This is a genomic window from Streptomyces sp. NPDC005648 (genome assembly GCF_040605395.1).
Classification (GTDB): Bacteria; Actinomycetota; Actinomycetes; order Streptomycetales; family Streptomycetaceae; genus Streptomyces.
Window position 1 is genome coordinate 39,812 of record NZ_JBEXCS010000029.1, and the last position, 17,362, is coordinate 57,173.

General features: G+C 70.4%; 15 protein-coding genes and 1 pseudogene. 8 read left to right on the top strand and 8 right to left on the bottom strand.

Translation table 11 applies throughout. From position 1 onward, the window contains the following. Position 1: 1 nt before the first annotated feature. On the top strand, positions 2 to 676 hold the full coding sequence (locus ABZT17_RS18815) for a GntR family transcriptional regulator (protein ID WP_356350227.1): 675 nt from the start codon (positions 2 to 4) through the stop codon (positions 674 to 676). Then, complete coding sequence (locus tag ABZT17_RS18820; RefSeq protein WP_356350229.1) at positions 673 to 1,980, top strand: MFS transporter; 1,308 nt, start codon at positions 673 to 675, stop codon at positions 1,978 to 1,980. Before ABZT17_RS18815 ends, ABZT17_RS18820 begins: the two co-directional genes overlap by 4 nt. 104 nt (positions 1,981 to 2,084) lie before the next feature. Here ABZT17_RS18820 and ABZT17_RS18825 read toward each other — a convergent pair whose 3' ends face one another. Beyond that, positions 2,085 to 2,909: a maleylpyruvate isomerase family mycothiol-dependent enzyme gene (locus tag ABZT17_RS18825; RefSeq protein WP_356350232.1), complete on the bottom strand. Its 825-nt coding sequence runs from the start codon at positions 2,907 to 2,909 to the stop codon at positions 2,085 to 2,087. A 182-nt stretch (positions 2,910 to 3,091) separates the two neighbouring features. On the opposite strand from ABZT17_RS18825, the gene ABZT17_RS18830 reads away from it, so the two are divergent. Next, positions 3,092 to 3,895, top strand: coding sequence for a carbon-nitrogen family hydrolase (locus ABZT17_RS18830; protein ID WP_356350235.1), 804 nt, complete (start codon positions 3,092 to 3,094; stop codon positions 3,893 to 3,895). Here the strand turns inward: ABZT17_RS18830 and ABZT17_RS18835 are convergent. Then, positions 3,892 to 4,386, bottom strand: coding sequence for an LURP-one-related family protein (locus tag ABZT17_RS18835; RefSeq protein WP_356350237.1), 495 nt, complete (start codon positions 4,384 to 4,386; stop codon positions 3,892 to 3,894). The two genes, ABZT17_RS18830 and ABZT17_RS18835, sit on opposite strands and share 4 nt — an antisense overlap. Further along, a pseudogene (locus ABZT17_RS18840) lies at positions 4,383 to 4,535 on the bottom strand (AraC family transcriptional regulator); the annotation flags it as partial. The pseudogene ABZT17_RS18840 and the gene ABZT17_RS18835, both read right to left, overlap by 4 nt. Before the next feature lie 158 nt (positions 4,536 to 4,693). On the opposite strand from ABZT17_RS18840, the gene ABZT17_RS18845 reads away from it, so the two are divergent. Beyond that, on the top strand, positions 4,694 to 5,554 hold the full coding sequence (locus tag ABZT17_RS18845) for a calcium-binding protein (RefSeq protein WP_356350240.1): 861 nt from the start codon (positions 4,694 to 4,696) through the stop codon (positions 5,552 to 5,554). Positions 5,555 to 5,708: 154 nt separating this feature from the next. On the opposite strand, the gene ABZT17_RS18850 is transcribed toward ABZT17_RS18845, so the two are convergent. From ABZT17_RS18850 to ABZT17_RS18860, 3 genes are all read right to left on the bottom strand, one after another. Further along, positions 5,709 to 5,960 carry a DUF6458 family protein gene (locus tag ABZT17_RS18850; RefSeq protein WP_356350242.1) on the bottom strand — a complete coding sequence of 84 codons (252 nt, stop codon included), beginning with the start codon at positions 5,958 to 5,960 and terminating at the stop codon, positions 5,709 to 5,711. Between the two features lie 103 nt (positions 5,961 to 6,063). Continuing rightward, the gene (locus ABZT17_RS18855) at positions 6,064 to 7,359 is read right to left on the bottom strand and encodes a M18 family aminopeptidase (RefSeq protein WP_356350245.1); all 1,296 of its coding nucleotides are present in this window, start codon (positions 7,357 to 7,359) and stop codon (positions 6,064 to 6,066) included. 98 nt (positions 7,360 to 7,457) lie between these two features. Beyond that, positions 7,458 to 9,299, bottom strand: a complete 1,842-nt coding sequence (locus ABZT17_RS18860) for an acyl-CoA dehydrogenase (RefSeq protein ID WP_356350247.1) — start codon at positions 9,297 to 9,299, stop codon at positions 7,458 to 7,460. 174 nt (positions 9,300 to 9,473) lie between these two features. Between ABZT17_RS18860 and ABZT17_RS18865 the strand changes: the two genes are divergently transcribed. Together ABZT17_RS18865 and ABZT17_RS18870 are read left to right on the top strand one after the other, a co-directional pair. After that, positions 9,474 to 9,953, top strand: coding sequence for an SseB family protein (locus tag ABZT17_RS18865; RefSeq protein WP_356350249.1), 480 nt, complete (start codon positions 9,474 to 9,476; stop codon positions 9,951 to 9,953). A 110-nt stretch (positions 9,954 to 10,063) separates the two neighbouring features. Further along, positions 10,064 to 11,035, top strand: a complete 972-nt coding sequence (locus ABZT17_RS18870) for a pirin family protein (protein ID WP_356350251.1) — start codon at positions 10,064 to 10,066, stop codon at positions 11,033 to 11,035. Between the two features lie 48 nt (positions 11,036 to 11,083). Here ABZT17_RS18870 and ABZT17_RS18875 read toward each other — a convergent pair whose 3' ends face one another. After that, positions 11,084 to 11,962: a hypothetical protein gene (locus tag ABZT17_RS18875; RefSeq protein WP_356350253.1), complete on the bottom strand. Its 879-nt coding sequence runs from the start codon at positions 11,960 to 11,962 to the stop codon at positions 11,084 to 11,086. A gap of 214 nt (positions 11,963 to 12,176) precedes the next feature. Beyond that, a complete protein-coding gene (locus ABZT17_RS18880) occupies positions 12,177 to 14,306 on the bottom strand; it encodes a SpoIIE family protein phosphatase (protein ID WP_356350256.1) in 2,130 nt (709 codons plus the stop codon). 254 nt (positions 14,307 to 14,560) lie between these two features. On the opposite strand from ABZT17_RS18880, the gene aspS reads away from it, so the two are divergent. Further along, positions 14,561 to 16,324, top strand: a complete 1,764-nt coding sequence (gene aspS / locus ABZT17_RS18885; RefSeq protein ID WP_356350258.1) for an aspartate--tRNA ligase — start codon at positions 14,561 to 14,563, stop codon at positions 16,322 to 16,324. Positions 16,325 to 16,444: 120 nt separating this feature from the next. Further along, positions 16,445 to 17,308: an intradiol ring-cleavage dioxygenase gene (locus ABZT17_RS18890; protein WP_356350261.1), complete on the top strand. Its 864-nt coding sequence runs from the start codon at positions 16,445 to 16,447 to the stop codon at positions 17,306 to 17,308. The last annotated feature ends 54 nt before the right edge of the window (positions 17,309 to 17,362 follow it).

Below are 17,362 nucleotides of genomic sequence, written 5' to 3' on the forward strand. Positions count from 1 at the left end.
CATGACCGCCCCGGGGACCCTGACCGCCAAGCAGCCGACCAAGCAACCACCCGCCGCCGACCGCGTCTACTCCCACGTCAAGCAGGGCGTCCTGGAGCGCCGCTACGAGGGCGGGACCCTGCTGACGGAGGGCGAGCTCGCCGAGGCCGTCGGGGTCTCGCGCACACCGGTGCGCGAGGCGCTGTTGCGGCTGGAGGTCGAAGGGCTGATCAAGCTCTACCCGAAGAAGGGCGCCCTGGTCCTGCCCGTCTCCGCGCAGGAGATCGCGGACGTCGTCGAGACCCGGCTGCTGGTCGAACGGCACGCGGCACGCAAGGCCGTACCGGCCCCCGCGGGCCTCGTGGCACGCCTGGAGGAGCTGCTGGCGAAGCAGAAGGCGCAGGCCGCCGCCGGTGACCTGGCCGGCGCCGCGGTCACCGACCGCTGCTTCCACGCCGAGATCGTCCGCAGCGGGGGAAACGAGATCCTCTCCCGCCTCTACGACCAGCTCCGCGACCGGCAGTTGCGGATGGGCGTCGCCGTACTGCACTCGCACCCCGACCGGATCGCCAAGACCCTCACCGAGCACGAGGAGATCCTCGACGCGCTGCGCTCGGGGGACGCGGAGGCCGCGGTCGCGGTGGTCGGCCGGCATGTCAGCTGGTTCTCGAACCTCGCGCGGGGTGAGGTCCGATGAGGGCGTCCTCCGCCCACACCACCCTTCCGGGTGATCCCCCGGGCGGCCGGCGCGCGATGGCGGTCTGGGGCGTCGGCGTCTCGGTCTACTTCGTCGCCGTCATCTTCCGTACGTCCCTCGGTGTCGCCGGTCTTGACGCGGCCGACCGCTTCCATGTGAACGCCTCGGCCCTGTCGACCTTCTCGATCCTCCAGCTGCTGGTCTACGCCGGTATGCAGATACCGGTCGGGCTGCTGGTGGACCGGCTCGGCACCAAGAAGGTGCTGACCATCGGCGCCGTACTGTTCACGGCCGGTCAGCTGGGCTTCGCCTTCTCCCCCTCCTACGGCACCGCCCTCGCCTCCCGCGCCCTGCTGGGCTGCGGCGACGCGATGACGTTCATCAGCGTGCTGCGGCTCGGCACCCGCTGGTTCCCGGCCCGGCGCGGACCGATGGTCGCCCAGCTCGCGGGCCTGGCCGGCATGGCGGGCAACCTGGTCTCGACCCTGGTCATCGCCCGGCTGCTGCACGGCGTCGGCTGGACCGCCGCCTTCGCGGGCAGCGCGTTCGCCGGTGTCGTCGTCCTCGTCCTGATGCTGCTGTTCCTCAAGGACCACCCCGAGGGCCACGAACCGGAGCCGATGCGGCACCAGGGCGCCGCCTACGTACGCCGCCAGATCGCCGCCTCCTGGCGCGAGCCCGGCACCCGGCTCGGGCTGTGGGTGCACTTCACCACCCAGTTCCCGGCGATGGTCTTCCTGCTTCTGTGGGGCCTGCCGTTCCTGGTCCAGGCCCAGGGCCTGTCCCGCGCCACGGCCGGCGAACTGCTCACCCTGGTCGTCCTGTCGAACATGCTGGTCGGTCTGGTCTACGGCCAGATCGTCGCCCGGCACCACACGGCCCGCCTCCCGCTGGCGCTGGGCACGGTCGGTGCGACGGCCCTGATGTGGGCGGTGACGCTCGCCTACCCCGCCGACCACGCCCCGATGTGGCTGCTGGTCGTCCTGTGCGCGGTCCTCGGTGCCTGCGGCCCGGCCTCCATGATCGGCTTCGACTTCGCCCGCCCGGCCAATCCGCCGGAGCGCCAGGGCACCGCGTCCGGCATCACCAACATGGGCGGCTTCGTCGCCTCCATGACCACGCTGTTCCTGATCGGCGTCCTGCTCGACGCGACCGGCGACAACTACTCGGTCGCCTTCTCCGCGGTCTTCGTGCTCCAGGCCCTCGGCGTCAGCCAGATCCTGCGGCTGCGGGGCCGGGTGGCGCGACGGGAGCGGGAGCGGCTGGTGGCGAGCCGGGTGGAGACGGTGCACGTCCCCGCCTGAGCCGCATGGCCTACGGCAACGGGCCGGACCGGCCGTCCACGATCACCGGGGACCGCTGAGCCTCCCCGGCTCAGGGCCCGGCGCTCGCGGCCACCGGCTCCCGGCTACTGCGTCACCGCGAAGTTCCGCAGTATCGCCGACGTCAGCTTGGGGTCGCCCTCCGCCTTGACCCGGTCCGCCACCGCCTCCGGTGTCACCCGGCCGCAGGCCAGGCGGACGTATGTCTCCCAGTCGAGGGTGAGGGTGGCGGCGGGCCCCAGGGCGGGGGCCGTCTCCAGGGTGCCGCGGCCCTGGATGTCGACGCGGATGGTGCGCAGGAACTCGATCGGGCCGTGCACATCGAAGACGATCGCCGAACTCCGGGGCGCGTCCGCCTTGTCGGCGACCACCTCGGGGAGCGCGGCGAGGAGCACGTCCCGGGCCACGTGCGCGCCGGGGGAGTCGAGGTCGCCGGGGCGGCCGAGGGCGGCGCGCAGATCCTGCTCGTGCACCCAGACGGCGAAGGCGTGCCGGCGCATGGACTCCTCGAGCGTGAGCTCGCTGCCGAGCGGGCCGCGCACCTTGGTGCCCGGGTCGCGCGACTCGTTGCGCAGCTGGCGGTTGCGACGGATGATCACGTACTCGAGTTCGGAGGTCATCTCCGGTGCCGTGTGGTGGCGGCGGACGTCGACCTGCATCTCCATGTAGCGCTGATGGTCGTTGGTGACGTGGAAGAGGTCGCGGGGGAGGGTGTGGATGGGCCGTGGGTCGCCGAGCATCTCGCAGTCCAGACCGATGACATGGGAGACCACGTCCCGGACCGACCAGCCCGGGCACGGCGTCCGCCGATTCCACTCTCCCTCCACAAGCGGCCCCACCAGCTCGGTTATCGCTTCGATGGAGTGGGTCCAGGCGTCGGCGTAGGGCTGGAGGGTGGGATGCAGACTCACGGAACGGGACCCCTCGGCGGTCGGTACACGGGCAGGTGGTGGCGGCGTTGCCAGCGGGAGGTGGCTGCACTCGGCGGGTGTCTTGAGACGCTAAGTTACGCTGCTGTGAGGCACCCCGGCAGTGCTTTCGTGTGACGATCGTAGGCCCGTATCAACGGCTCGAATGCCAGGACGGTGGTAGTGTGCGCGCCTCTCTCATCCAGATCGCCGTAGAAGAGGGCGAATCGGTCGGATCACGCCGGGAACGGGTCGCCGCTCTGGTGAGGGAGCAGGCGGGCGCCGATCTCGTGGTGCTGCCCGAACTGTGGACCACCGGTGCGTTCGCCTACGAGGGGTTCGCCGAGGAGGCCGAGCCGCTGGAGGGGCCGACGTACGAGGCGATGGCCAAGGCGGCCAGCGACGCGGGCGTGTGGCTGCACGCGGGCTCGATCCCGGAACGGGACCCCGACGGCCCCCTCTACAACACCTCCCTCGTCTTCTCCCCCGCCGGCGACCTGGCCGCCGCCTACCGCAAGATCCACCGCTTCGGCTTCGACAAGGGCGAGGCCGTGCTGATGGCCGCGGGCCAGGAGCTGGTGACGGTCCGACTGCCGCGGACGACCCTCGGCCTGGCGACCTGTTACGACCTCCGCTTCCCCGAACTCTTCCGCGGTCTCGTCGACGCCGGCGCCGAGACCCTCGTCGTCCCGGCGGGCTGGCCGGAGCGCCGCCGGGCGCACTGGACGCTGCTGGCCCAGGCGCGGGCGGTCGAGAACCAGGCGTATGTGCTCGCCTGTGGAACGGCCGGGACCCATGCGGGAGTTCCACAGGCGGGTCACTCGATCGTGGTGGATCCGTGGGGTGAGGTGCTGGCGGAGGCCGGGCCGGACGAGGAGATCCTCACGGTGGACCTCGACCCGGCCAAGGTGGCGACGACACGCGAGCAGTTCCCGGCCCTCAAGGATCGCGTCCTGGGACTGCGGCCACCCCTGAGCCCCACGCCCTAGTCGTCCTCGCGCTCCTTCTCCGCCAGGTGGATCACGCACACGGCCACCGCGATCAGCAGCGCCGGGTCCGCGTCTTCGCGGACCACGTCGACGCCGTACGTCTCCCGGACGTGCAGCCAGCGGCGCGAGATGACGGCCAGCAGCTCACCGTCGTACTCGACGGCGAACTCACGGTCGAGGATCTTGCCGCTGACGTCGAGTTCGGTGCCGTCGACCAGGGACACCCGGTAGTGGTTGCGGAGCAGCGACAGGCGTTTGCGTCTGATGGTGGCCAGGCTGTTCCCGTCCCGCTCGATCACCATGGTGTCGCGCAGGGCGAACATCTTCTGGTGGATGTCGATCAGGACCCGCCCCTGCGTGTCCTTGAGCTCGAAGGTGTCCCGCAGGCGCATCGCCTTGCCGTCGACGAGGAACACCTTGGAGCCGTGCTCGTCCTCGATCCAGTAGTCGTCACCGATGCCGAGGAGCCGGTCGCATACGAGGAATCTCATACCGACACCGCTTCCCCGGCGACCGGTCCGAAACGCCGCCGGTAGGCCGACGGGCTGAGTCCGGTGCGCTCCCGCACGCGCGCGCGTGGGTCGGCGGCGCTCCCCAGGCCGCTGCTCACCGCCACCCCGTCCAGCCGCCCCTCGCCGCGCCCTCACCTGACCGGACCCCGCACTGCGCCCGGCGGACAGGTGTCCCGCGAGTGAACTTCCCGCGCGTACGGGGAAGTTGACCAACCAAACAGACGACCCCCGAGTCGGATCAGGCACAGGGCGTACAGCGCCGCACTTTCCTCTCGGAGGTCCCACCATGCTCTCTCGTCCCGTCCGCCGCCGGGTCATACGTACCGTCTCGGCGGCGACGCTCGTCCTCGGTGCGGCCCTCGCCGTCCCGTTCGGCCTGGCCGGCGCCGCCGGCGCGGCGACGCCCTCGGCCAGTGCCGCGGTCAACGCCGGTGACTGGCAGCTCACCTACAAGGCCGCCGCGGGACAGACCAACAAGGCCACCGTCACCGCCTCGCTCACCGCGGACAAGACCGGCATCACCTACCTGGTCGACGACGTCGTCCCGATCACCGCGGGCCGCGACTGCGCCTACCCCAGTGCTTCGGACCACACCAAGGTCTCCTGCACGATCACCTTCGTGGACACCCAGGACCCCTACCCCGGTCTGATCACCGACCTCGGCGACGGCAACGACACCCTCGCCTACACCAACGCCACCGACCAGATCTACACCTACGCCGAGATCTCCCTGGGCGCCGGCAACGACCGGTCCACCGACTCGGGCCGCCTCGACGGCGCCTACGTCTCCGGCGGCACCGGCAACGACACCATCACTGTGGGCGCGGAGGGCCTGGCCTGGGGCGAGGCCGGCAGCGACACCATCACCGCGAGCGGCGGCGACAACATCGTCCAGGGCGGCACCGGCAACGACACGCTGCACGGCGGCTCCGGCGCCCAGTACCTCTCCGGCGACGACGGCAACGACACCATCACCGGCGGGACCTACGACGACACCCTGTACGGCGGCAAGGGCAACGACATCCTGTACGGCAACAGCGGCAACGACAAGCTCTACGGCAACAGCGGGAACGACAAGCTGTACGGCGGCCCGGGCCGCGACACCCTCTCCGGCGGCCCCGGCACGGACGTGATCCGCCAGGGCTGAGGCCGGCCGCGGGCGCCGCGGCGGTTGTCAGTGGCGGCTGGCACTCTTGATCCATGACTGGTCGGCGAGGGTGGCCGGCCGCACACCGGCGACCGGCAGTACACCCTCGCCGACCTGCGGGGACGCATCGCGGCCTCCTGGTCGGCCTGGACGATCAGATGCCGTAGCCGTCGCCGTAGCCGTCACGCCGGTGGTGACGGGACTCCTCGTCGATGATCGGCGTCGTCGGCGGCACCACCACGCGCCGCCGGCGGGCGATACCGCTGAACGTGCTGACGCCGATCAGTCCGACGATCATGAGGATGATTCCGACGAGGTCGAGGTTGACCCCGTTCATGTGCCAGTCGGTCGCGAACGTGAGAATGGCTCCCACGGCGATGAGGATGATGCATCCGCCGAGGCCCATGCGTGTCGCCTCCCTGTCGGGTCCGGTCGTCCGGCCACTCCGGCCGGCCGGTCAACTCCGGGTACCCGCAGGGCGGCTGACGGAACCTGCCCCTCGGCGGAACCTACCCCTCCAGGAACGCCACCAGCGCGTTCGCCAGCATGTGCGGGTCGTCGGCGCCGCACAGTTCACGCGCGCTGTGCATCGAGAGGATCGCGACGCCGATGTCGACGGTCCTGATGCCGTGCCGTGCCGCGGTGATCGGGCCGATCGTGGTCCCGCAGGGCATGGAGTTGTTGGAGACGAAGTTCTGGAACGGGATGTCCGCCTTCTCGCAGGCGGCGGCGAACACCGCCCGGCCCGAACCGTCCGTGGCGTAGCGGTTGTTGACGTTGACCTTGAGGATGGGGCCGCCGTTGGCCCGCGGGTGGTGCGTGGGGTCGTGCCGCTCCGCGTAGTTGGGGTGCACGGCGTGACCCGTGTCCGACGACAGGCACACCGTGCCCGCGAAGGCTCTCGCCCGGTCCTCGAAGGAGCCGCCGCGCGCGAACACCGACCGCTCCAGCACACTCCCGAGCAGCGGCCCGTCCGCACCCGTGTCCGACTGGGAGCCGTTCTCCTCGTGGTCGAAGGCGGCGAGCACGGGGATGCAGGGCAGGTCGCCGCCACCGGAGACCGCGGCCAGCGCGGCCACTCCGGAGTGCACGGAGAGCAGGTTGTCCATGCGCGGCCCGGCGAGCAGCTCCTTGTCACGGCCCAGATAGGCCGGCGGCTCCACCGAGTGCGTCATCAGGTCCCAGCCGGTCACCTCGCCGGCGCCCAGCCCCGCCGTCTCCTCCAGGAAGGCGATGAGGTCACCGTCCCGCACGTCGTTGCCCAGGCCCCACACCGGCGTCAGATGCCGCTGCTTGTCCAGCTTGAGCCCCTCCGCCGACACCGAACGGTCCAGGTGGATGGCGAGCTGGGGGACGCGCAGCAGCGGCCGGTCCACGTTCACCAGCCGTGTCGAGCCGTCCCGCAGGGTCAGCCGCCCGGCCAGCCCCAGGTCCCGGTCCAGCCAGGAGTTCAGCAGCGGGCCGCCGTAGATCTCCACGGCGACCTGGCGCCAGCCGTGCGCCCCGGTGTCCGGCAGGGGCTTGACCCGCAGGTTCGGGGAGTCGGTGTGCGCGCCGACGATACGGAACGGCGTGTGGGGCGCCGCGCCCTCGGGGACGTACCAGGCCACGATCGCGCCGCCGCGCAGCACGTACTTGCCGCCGGCCGTCCCGTCCCAGGCGTCCGTCTCCGCGACCTGCCTGAACCCTGCCTTCTCCAGCCGCTCGGCGGCACTCGCCACCGCGTGGTACGGCGACGGGCTCGCCGTCAGGAAGGACATGAGGTCGTCGGTGTGGCCGCGGTCGAAGCGGGGGGGTTCGCTCATGGGGTTCACCTTAACGACGTACGAGGGCCCGCTCCGCGTACAGGGAGCAGGCCCTCGTGAGGGCGATGTGGAGTTTTGGCTACCCAGATCCGGGCGGACTAGAACGCGGCCTCGTCCAGCTCCATCAGGTCCAGCTCGACGTTCTCGGCCAGCTTGCGGGCGCCCGTGACGCCCGGCAGGACGTTGGCCGCGAAGAACTTCGCCGCCGCGATCTTGCCGGTGTAGAACGCCACGTCTTTGGAGGGCACAGCCTTGGCGGACGCGGTCTCCAGCTTCTCCGCGGCGATCGCGGCACCCTTGAGCAGCAGGTATCCGACGACCACGTCACCGGAGGCCAGCAGCAGACGGGTGGTGTTCAGGCCGACCTTGTAGATGTTCTTGGTGTCCTGCTCGGTGGCCGCGAGGTCGGTCAGCATCAGGCCGACGATCGCCTCCAGCTCGACGGCCGCCTTCGCGAGGTGCTCACGCGCACCCGCCAGCTCCTCGCCGCCCGTGCCCAGCGCCAGGAACTTCTTGATGTCCTCGGCCAGGGAGTTCAGCGCGGCGCCCTGGTTGCGGACGATCTTCCGGAAGAAGAAGTCCTGGCCCTGGATCGCGGTGGTGCCCTCGTAGAGGGTGTCGATCTTGGCGTCGCGGATGTACTGCTCGATCGGGTACTCCTGGAGGAACCCGGAGCCGCCGAAGGTCTGCAGCGACTGGGCGAGCTGCTCGTAGCCCTTCTCGGAGCCGTAGCCCTTGACGATCGGCAGGAGCAGGTCGTTGAGCGCGTGCTCGGCCTTGGCGTCCTCGCCGGCCGCCTCCTTGACCTGGATCTCGTCCTGGATGGAGGCGGTGTACATGACCAGCGCCCGCATGCCCTCCGCGTACGCCTTCTGCGTCATCAGCGAGCGGCGCACGTCCGGGTGGTGGGTGATGGTGACCTTGGGCGCGGTCTTGTCCATGAAGTTCGCCAGGTCGGTGCCCTGGACGCGCTCCTTGGCGTACTCCAGCGCGTTCAGGTAGCCGGTCGAGAGCGTCGAGATCGCCTTCGTGCCGACCATCATCCGCGCGAACTCGATGATCCGGAACATCTGCCGGATGCCGTCGTGCTTGTCGCCGATCAGCCAGCCCTTGGCGGGGTGCTGGTCGCCGAAGGTCATCTCGCAGGTGTTGGAGGCCTTGAGGCCCATCTTGTGCTCGACGTTCGTCGCGTACACGCCGTTGCGCTCGCCCAGCTCGCCGGTCTCGAAGTCGAAGAGGTACTTCGGGACGAGGAAGAGGGACAGGCCCTTGGTGCCGGGACCGGCGCCCTCGGGGCGGGCGAGGACGTAGTGGAGGATGTTCTCCTCCATGTCGTGCTCACCGGACGTGATGAACCGCTTCACGCCCTCGATGTGCCAGGAGCCGTCCTCCTGCCGCACGGCCTTGGTCCGGCCGGCGCCGACGTCCGAGCCCGCGTCGGGCTCGGTGAGCACCATGGTCGACCCCCAGGTCTTCTCCACGGCGAGCTTCGCGATGTGCTTCTGTACGTCATTGCCCTCGTCGTAGAGGATGCCGGCGAACGCCGGGCCGGAGGCGTACATCCACACGGCCGGGTTGGCGCCCAGCAGCAGTTCCGCGTAGGCCCAGATCAGCGAGCGCGGAGAGGTGGTGCCACCGATCTCCTCGGGCAGGCCGAGGCGCCAGTACTCGGAGTCCATGAAGGCCTTGTAGCTCTTCTTGAAGGACGCGGGCACCGGGGCGGTGTTGGTCTCCGGGTCGAAGACCGGCGGGTTGCGGTCGGCGTCCGCGAAGGACTCCGCCAGCTCGTTCTCCGCGAGGCGCGTCAGCTCCTCGAGGATGCTCTTCGCGGTCTCGGTGTCCATCTCCTCGAACGGACCGGCGCCGTACACCTTGTCCCGCCCGAGGACTTCGAACAGGTTGAACTCGATGTCGCGGAGATTCGACTTGTAGTGCCCCATGGCGACGGCTCCGTTGAGAGAGATCGGCGAGGCACTGGGTGTGGATCCTCGCGCTGCTTTCAGTTCACATACCAACAAGTAGCTACGATGATGCTACCCGTGGGTAATAAGAAGCAACCCCGATCCGCCCATCTGTGACCGAACCCTCGCCCGGGGGTCAGTAGTCTGTGGGGCATGTACGGATACGGCCAGCCCATGGACGGGGGCGCCGCCCAGCAGCAGTACGGCAACGTCCCGCCGCAGCAGCAGATGCCCGGCGGCTACGGCCAGCAGCCGCCGCTGTACCCCGAGCCGTCCCCGCCGTCCCTCGCGGACGCGGTGCGCGCCTTCACCACCGGGCAGATGTCGGCGGAGGACTTCCAGCAGGTCTTCGCCACGTCGAAGGTCTACTGCCCGCGCGGCGACAACCCGGGCTTCCTCGCCCTCCACAACACCCAGCAGCCCGTGATCCCGATGTTCACCTCCCTCAAGGAGCTGCGCCGGTACGCGGGCAAGGAGTCCAAGTACTTCGTGATCACGGGCGCGGAGGTCATCGACCTCCTTCCGACCGGATACGGATTCGTGCTGGACATGGAGGGCGAGCACCGGATGGTCTTCGACGCGAAGGCGGTCGAACAGATGGTCGAGTTCGCCATGCGCAGAATGTACGGCTGACGCGTGGTCGTCGCCGGGAGCCCGGAGGGAATGCCCTCCGGGCTTCTTCTGTTGTGGGGTAGCAGAAAGTTCAACGCTCAACTAAACTGGCCGCACAAGGAGGTACCGACATGCCCGCTGTGACAGTCGAGAACCCGCTGACCCTGCCGCGTGTGACCGCGTCGGCCGAGGCCGTGGCACGTCCCGTGCTCGCCGTCACGACCGCGCCCAGCGGTTTCGAGGGCGAGGGCTTCCCGGTGCGCCGTGCGTTCGCCGGGATCAACTACAAGCACCTCGACCCGTTCATCATGATGGATCAGATGGGCGAGGTGGAGTACGCGCCGGGCGAGCCGAAGGGCACTCCCTGGCATCCGCACCGCGGCTTCGAGACCGTCACCTACATCATCGACGGCATCTTCGACCACCAGGACAGCCAGGGTGGCGGCGGCACGATCACCAACGGCGACACCCAGTGGATGACCGCCGGCTCGGGCCTGCTGCACATCGAGGCGCCGCCGGAGTCGCTGGTCATGTCCGGCGGTCTCTTCCACGGTCTGCAGCTGTGGGTGAACCTCCCGGCCAGGGACAAGATGATGGCGCCGCGCTACCAGGACATCCGCGGCGGCAACGTCCAGCTGCTGACCACCCCGGACGGCGGCGCGCTGCTCCGCGTCATCGCCGGTGAGCTGGACGGCCACCAGGGGCCCGGCATCACCCACACCCCGATCACGATGATCCACGCGACGCTCGCGCCGGGCGCCGAGATCACCCTCCCCTGGCGGGAGGACTTCAACGGTCTGGCGTACGTCCTGGCAGGTCGGGGTTCGGTCGGCACGGACCGCCGCCCGATCCACGTCGGCCAGACGGCCGTCTTCGGCGCCGGTGGCTCCCTGACGGTCCGCGCGGACGAACAGCAGGACTCCCGCACACCGGACCTGGAGGTCGTCCTGCTGGGCGGGCAGCCGATCCGTGAGCCCATGGCCCACTACGGCCCCTTCGTCATGAACACCCGCGAGGAACTGCAGCAGGCGTTCGAGGACTTCCAGAAGGGCCGTCTGGGGACCATCCCCGCGGTGCACGGGATGTCCGAGGGCGGGCTGTAGGACCCGAGCGGGCCGCGCGAGCGGCGCGATCGTGGAAGCGGCGGGCCCTCAGGCCGTGTCCTCGGTCTTCTCCCAGGTCGTCACGGACAGGGTGACCGAGGACAGGCCGGAGGTGTTCTTCTGCCAGCCGAGGACGCGGATCGCCGCCACCCGGTTCTCGTTGGTCAGCACGCACGCGGTCAGCCCTCGGCGGATGTTCCGGTCCGTGATGACGAATCCGTAGTCGGTGGCCGCCGCGCAGCTCGCGGCGGTCGCCTCTCCGGTGACATCGGCGATCTCGCTGCCGCTGTATCCCCTCAGGGCGAACTTGTCACCGGAGTCCGGGGCGTTGAGGCTGATGTCCGGAAGGCTGTCCCGGAAGTCCAGGTCCGTGTTGCTCCCGATCGACATCACGACCTTGCGCTGCTCCCGCACCTGGGCGGCGGCCGGCGTCGTGGCGCCCTGGTCCGGCGGGACCGCCGCGACCGACGGGGAGGACGCCCCGGAGGACCCGGTGGACACATCGGCGGAGGCGGCCGACCCGGCCCGGCCGGAGGACGGATTGCCGCCGCCCGTGTCCCGCGTCCCCGCCCCCGACCCCAGGGCCTCGTAGGCCACCAGACCCGTCACGCCCAGCACGGCCGCGGCCACGAGGGCGACGGTGGGCCCCTTGAACAGGACCGCGAGGGGGCCGCTGCGGACGGAGAGACTCGACGTGGGAGCGGCGGCCCGGTGCACCCCCTGCATCGCGCGGGTGGCGTCCGCGTCGGCGTCGGCCCGCGTCCGGCGGGCCCTGGCCTCGCCCTCGGCCCGGATGGCCATGGCGTCGGCCTCGCCCTGCGCCTGCAGCCGCGCCGACTCCGCCAGTCCCGCGCTGTACTCGCGCATCATGCGCGGGGTGAACGCGGCCTGCTCGGCCCCGTTCTCCCGGGGTGCGGACTTGCCCATGGTGCTCCTCGCCTGCGGTGCGGACCGGCCAGAGCACACATGGTGCAGGCGCCGCGGTCGGCGAAGTCGTCACTCACCCGGCCGTCACTCGAAGGTGTCGATGGGCGCCGGGTGTTGACGCCTGGGTGCCCCGTCGTCCTCCTGGTCGCCGGGGTCGTCGCGGCCATCTCTCCGCTCACCGCGCCTTCGGTGTGCTGCACGAGCCGCGGGTGCGCTACGAGACGTCGGCGCCCTCGGCCTCGTAGAGCTCGAACCAGATGCTCTTGCCCTCGCCCCGTGGGTCGACGCCCCATGCCTGGGCGAGGAGTTCGATGAGGACCAGTCCCCGGCCGGAGGAGGCCAGCTCGCCGGGCCGGCGTTTGTGGGGCAGGTCGTCGCTGGTGTCGGTGACCTCGACGCGCATACGGCGGCTGCCGGGCTCGCCGCGGACCTCGGCGAGGAGCACCGCGTCCGCGTCCGTGTGCACCAGGACGTTCGTGAGCGTCTCGGAGAGCAGGAGGACCGCCGAGTCGATCTGGTCCTGGGAGGGCCAGTCGTGGAGGAGTTCCCGCAGCTGCTGGCGGGCGACCGCGACCCGTTCCGGTTCGGCCTGGGCCACCGAGAGCATGGTGCGGCGGACCGCGGGCGGCTCGGTCAGGATGTCGCCGCAGCCGCAGCCCTCTCCCGGGCGGCACAGGAGGAGGACCGCTATGTCGTCCTCGCGGCGGTCGGCGAGCGGTCCCGTGGTGTGGTGGGAGGACGGGCCGTGGACGCCCTGGACCAGGGCGTCGGCCAGCTCCTCGAGATCGCCCTTGTGGTCCTCCAGGATCGAACGCAGCCGCTGCCAGCCGCTGTCCAGGTCGTGCCCGCCGGTCTCGATGAGGCCGTCGGTGCAGATCAGCATCGTCTCGCCCGGTTCGAGGGTGATACGGGTGGTCGGGTAGTCGGCGTCCGGGTCGATGCCGAGCGGGAGGCCGCCGGCCGTGGGGCGGGACAGCACGGTCCCGTCGGCCATGCGGATCGCCGGGTCCGGATGACCGGCGCGGGCGATGTCCAGCACCCCGGTGGTGGGGTCGGCCTCGACGTACAGACAGGTCGCGAAGCGCAGGTCGGGGGATTCGGGGTCGGCCTCCGTCATGCCGTGCAGGAAGCGGGAGGCGCGGGAGAGGACCGCGTCGGGGCGGTGGCCCTCGGAGGCGTAGGCGCGCAGGGCGATCCGCAGCTGGCCCATGAGACCGGCGGCGCGCACGTCATGGCCCTGGACGTCGCCGATGACGAGGGCTATGCGGCCGGTGGGCAGCGGGATCATGTCGTACCAGTCACCGCCGACCTGGAGGCCGCCGCCGGTCGGGACATAGCGTGCGGCGACCTTCATACCCGGTATCTCGGGGCCGAGCGTCGGCAGCATGGAGCGCTGGAGGCCGTCGGTGAGGGCGCGCTCGGTCTCGGCGGCGCCGGCCCGGGTGAGGGCCTGGGCGAGCATACGGGCGACGGTGGTCAGGACCGAGCGCTCGTCCGGGGTGAAGGCGACCGGGTAGGCGAAGGACGCCATCCAGGCGCCCATGGTGCGGCCCGCGACGATGAGCGGGAGGAACGCCCAGGACTCGCGGCCGAAGCTCTCGACCAGCTGCCACATGACGGGGTAGCGGGTCTTGTAGTCGTGCGGGGTGGAGAGGTAGACCGCGCGGCCGGTGCGGATGACCTCGGCGGCCGGGTAGTCCGTGTCCAGGGGCATGGCGGAGAAGGGGTCGCCGTCGCCGGGCTGGTAGCCGTGCAGACCGGTGATCGTCACCCGGTCGCCCTCCACGCCGAAGACCGCGAGGCCGTCCGGGGTGAAGCCCGGCATCGACAGGCCGGAGGCGACCCGCAGCACTTCCTCGGTCGACCGGGCCTCGGCCAGCGCGCGGCCCGCGTCCAGCAGGAAGGCCTCCCGGGAGCGCCGCCAGTCGCCGGTGACGGCGCTGCGCCCGGCGGGGGTCCCCGGGGTCGGCTCGGTGACCTCCTGGAGGGTGCCGATCAGCTGGAAGGAGCGGTTCTCGCGGTCGAAGGTCGGCTTGGAACGGGAGCGGACGACCCGGATCACCCGGCCGTGCTCGTCCATGATGCGGATCCGCACCTCGGCGAGCGTCTTCTCGGCGACGGCGAGACCGACCACGCTGATGATCTCGTTCCAGTCGACGGGATGCAGCCGGGAACGGGCCTGTGCCTCGGTGAGGGTGGTCTGCCGCGCCTCGGGCAGGCCGAGCAGCCGGGCCGCCTCGGCGTCGACCGTGACCAGCTCGGTGGCGGTGTCCCAGTGCCACAGACCGGTCGCGAGGGCGGCCAGTACGTCCCCCACGGGCGGGAGGGGCTCGCCAGTGCGCATTGCCCCACTTTATGGAGAGGTGATCGAGGAATGCCACCGAACGGTCGAAGAGTGCCCTCGGTCACGCTCACCGCGCAAACTTGCGTTCAATGGCCACCGTCATTGGTTCAGTGGCCACCTCCGCCGGCCGCCTCAATGGTGGAGAGGCGATCTCGGGTCGGCCGGTACCCTTGGGGGGTCCGGGCCGTGTGCCCGTTCGTGCCGGGGCGGCACCCCGGCAGACAAGACCCCACCACGAAGGACGATGAACGACGATGCATCGGTACAGGTCCCACACCTGCGGCGAGCTCCGCGCCTCTGACGTCGGCACCGACGTCCGGCTGAGCGGCTGGCTGCACAATCGGCGCGACCTGGGCGGCATCCTCTTCATCGATCTGCGCGACCACTACGGCATCACCCAGCTGGTCGCCCGCCCGGGCACCCCCGCCTACGAGGCCCTCGACAAGGTCTCCAAGGAGTCGACGGTCCGGGTGGACGGCAAGGTTGTTTCACGTGGAACCGAGAACGTGAACCCCGACCTGCCGACCGGCGAGATCGAGGTCGAGGTCGGCGAGGTCGAGCTGCTCGGCGCCGCCGCCCAGCTCCCCTTCACGATCAACACCGAGGACGGGGTCAACGAGGAGCGGCGCCTGGAGTACCGCTTCCTGGACCTGCGCCGCGAGCGCATGCACAGGAACATCATGCTGCGTACGGCGGTCATCTCGGCGATCCGTCACAAGATGACGGCGCTCGGCTTCAACGAGATGGCGACCCCGATCCTGTCGGCGACCTCCCCCGAGGGTGCCCGCGACTTCGTGGTCCCCTCGCGCCTCAACCCGGGCAAGTTCTACGCACTGCCCCAGGCGCCGCAGCAGTTCAAGCAGCTGCTGATGATCTCCGGCTTCGACCGTTACTTCCAGATCGCGCCCTGCTTCCGTGACGAGGACGCCCGCGCGGACCGCTCGCCGGGCGAGTTCTACCAGCTCGACGTCGAGATGAGCTTCGTCGAGCAGGAGGACGTCTTCCGGCCGATCGAGCAGCTGATGACCGAGCTGTTCGAGGAGTTCGGCGGCGGCCGCCACGTCACCTCGCCGTTCCCCCGCATCCCCTTCCGCGAGGCGATGCTCAAGTACGGCTCCGACAAGCCGGACCTGCGCGCCCAGCTGGAGCTCGTCGACATCACCGACGTCTTCGAGGGCTCGGAGTTCAAGGCGTTCGCGGGCAAGCACGTGCGCGCGCTGCCGGTGCCGGCGGTCCAGGACCAGCCCCGCAAGTTCTTCGACCAGCTCGGTGACTTCGCCGTCTCGCTGGGCGCCAAGGGCCTGGCCTGGGTGCGGGTGGCCGAGGACGGCTCCCTCACCGGCCCGATCGCCAAGTTCCTCACCGAGGAGAACGTCGCCGAGCTGACCAAGCGGCTCCAGCTGGCCGCCGGTCACGCCGTGTTCTTCGGCGCGGGCGAGTTCGACGAGGTCTCGAAGGTCATGGGCGCGGTGCGGGTCGAGGCCGCCAAGCGTGCCGGGCACTTCGAGGAGGGCGTCTTCCGCTTCTGCTGGATCGTCGACTTCCCGATGTACGAGAAGGACGAGGAGACCGGCGCGATCGACTTCTCGCACAACCCGTTCTCCATGCCGCAGGGCGGCCTGGAGGCTCTGGAGACCCAGGACCCGCTGGACATCCTGGGCTGGCAGTACGACATCGTCTGCAACGGTGTCGAGCTGTCCTCGGGCGCGATCCGCAACCACGAGCCCGAGATCATGCTGAAGGCCTTCGAGATCGCGGGCTACGACCCCGACACCGTCGAGGACAAGTTCGCCGGCATGCTGCGCGCCTTCCGCTTCGGCGCCCCGCCGCACGGCGGCATCGCCCCCGGCGTCGACCGCATCGTCATGCTCCTCGCGGACGAGCCCAACATCCGCGAGACCATCGCCTTCCCGCTCAACGGCAACGCCCAGGACCTGATGATGGGCGCGCCGACGGAGCTGGAGGAGGCGCGGCTGAAGGAGCTCCACCTGACGGTGCGCAAGCCGCAGCCGAAGTAACCCAAGCGGAACCGAAGGGCTCGAAACCGGCGTCGGTTTCGAGCCCTTTCGTCTTGGTCCCTTGATTCACAGCTCTTTCCGATGTTTTTGCCAGGTGTCCCACGCCTACGGTCGCTGGCCATGACAGACACTCAGACACCCGAAGAGAGAAGGAAGTTGGCGCGCCGTACGGTCCTCGCGGCCGGCGGGGTGGCCGTGACCGCCATCGGCGTGGGCGGGGCCTTCACGGCGGGCGCGGAGGCCTCCGACCAGGAGGGCGACGCCTGCTACACGCTCACCTCCGAGCTGGTCGAGGGCCCGTACTACATCGACGCCGACAAGATCCGCCAGAACGTCACCGAGGACCAGGAGGGCATCCCGCTCGCCCTGCGCCTGAAGGTGATCGACGCGGAGACCTGCCGGCCGGTGCGGAACGCGGCCGTGGACATCTGGCACTGCAACGCCTCGGGCATCTACTCCGGGTACGAGGAGATGAGCAGCGGCGGCGGAGGGCCCGCCCCGACCGGCGCCCCGCCCTCGGGCACCCCCACCGACATCCCCACCGGTCCCCCGCCGGGCGGTGGCGGCGGCCATCAGGAGCCGACCGACGACAAGCGCTACCTGCGCGGCACCTGGCGCACGGACCGGCAGGGGTACGTCGGCTTCCGTACCGTCTTCCCCGGCTGGTACCGGGGCCGCTGTGTGCACATCCATGTGAAGGTCCATGTGGACGGCACCTGGACCGACGCGGGCTACGAGGGCGGCCACACCTGCCACACCGGGCAGCTGTTCTTCGACGAGAGGTCGGTGCTGGCGTCGGCGGAGGTGGAGCCGTACGCCAGTAACACCACCACCCGCACCACCCTCGACGAGGACACCATCTACCCCGGCAACGGTCACGAGGGGGGTCTGCTCCACCTCCGGTACGACCGTCGGCATGTGGCACACGGGGTCCAGGCGCACCTGACGCTCGGGATCACGCCGGACGCGACGCACGACGGCTGAGTCGCCGGTTCCCGCCTCACCGCTTGGAAACCTCACCGGGGGCACACAGGAATC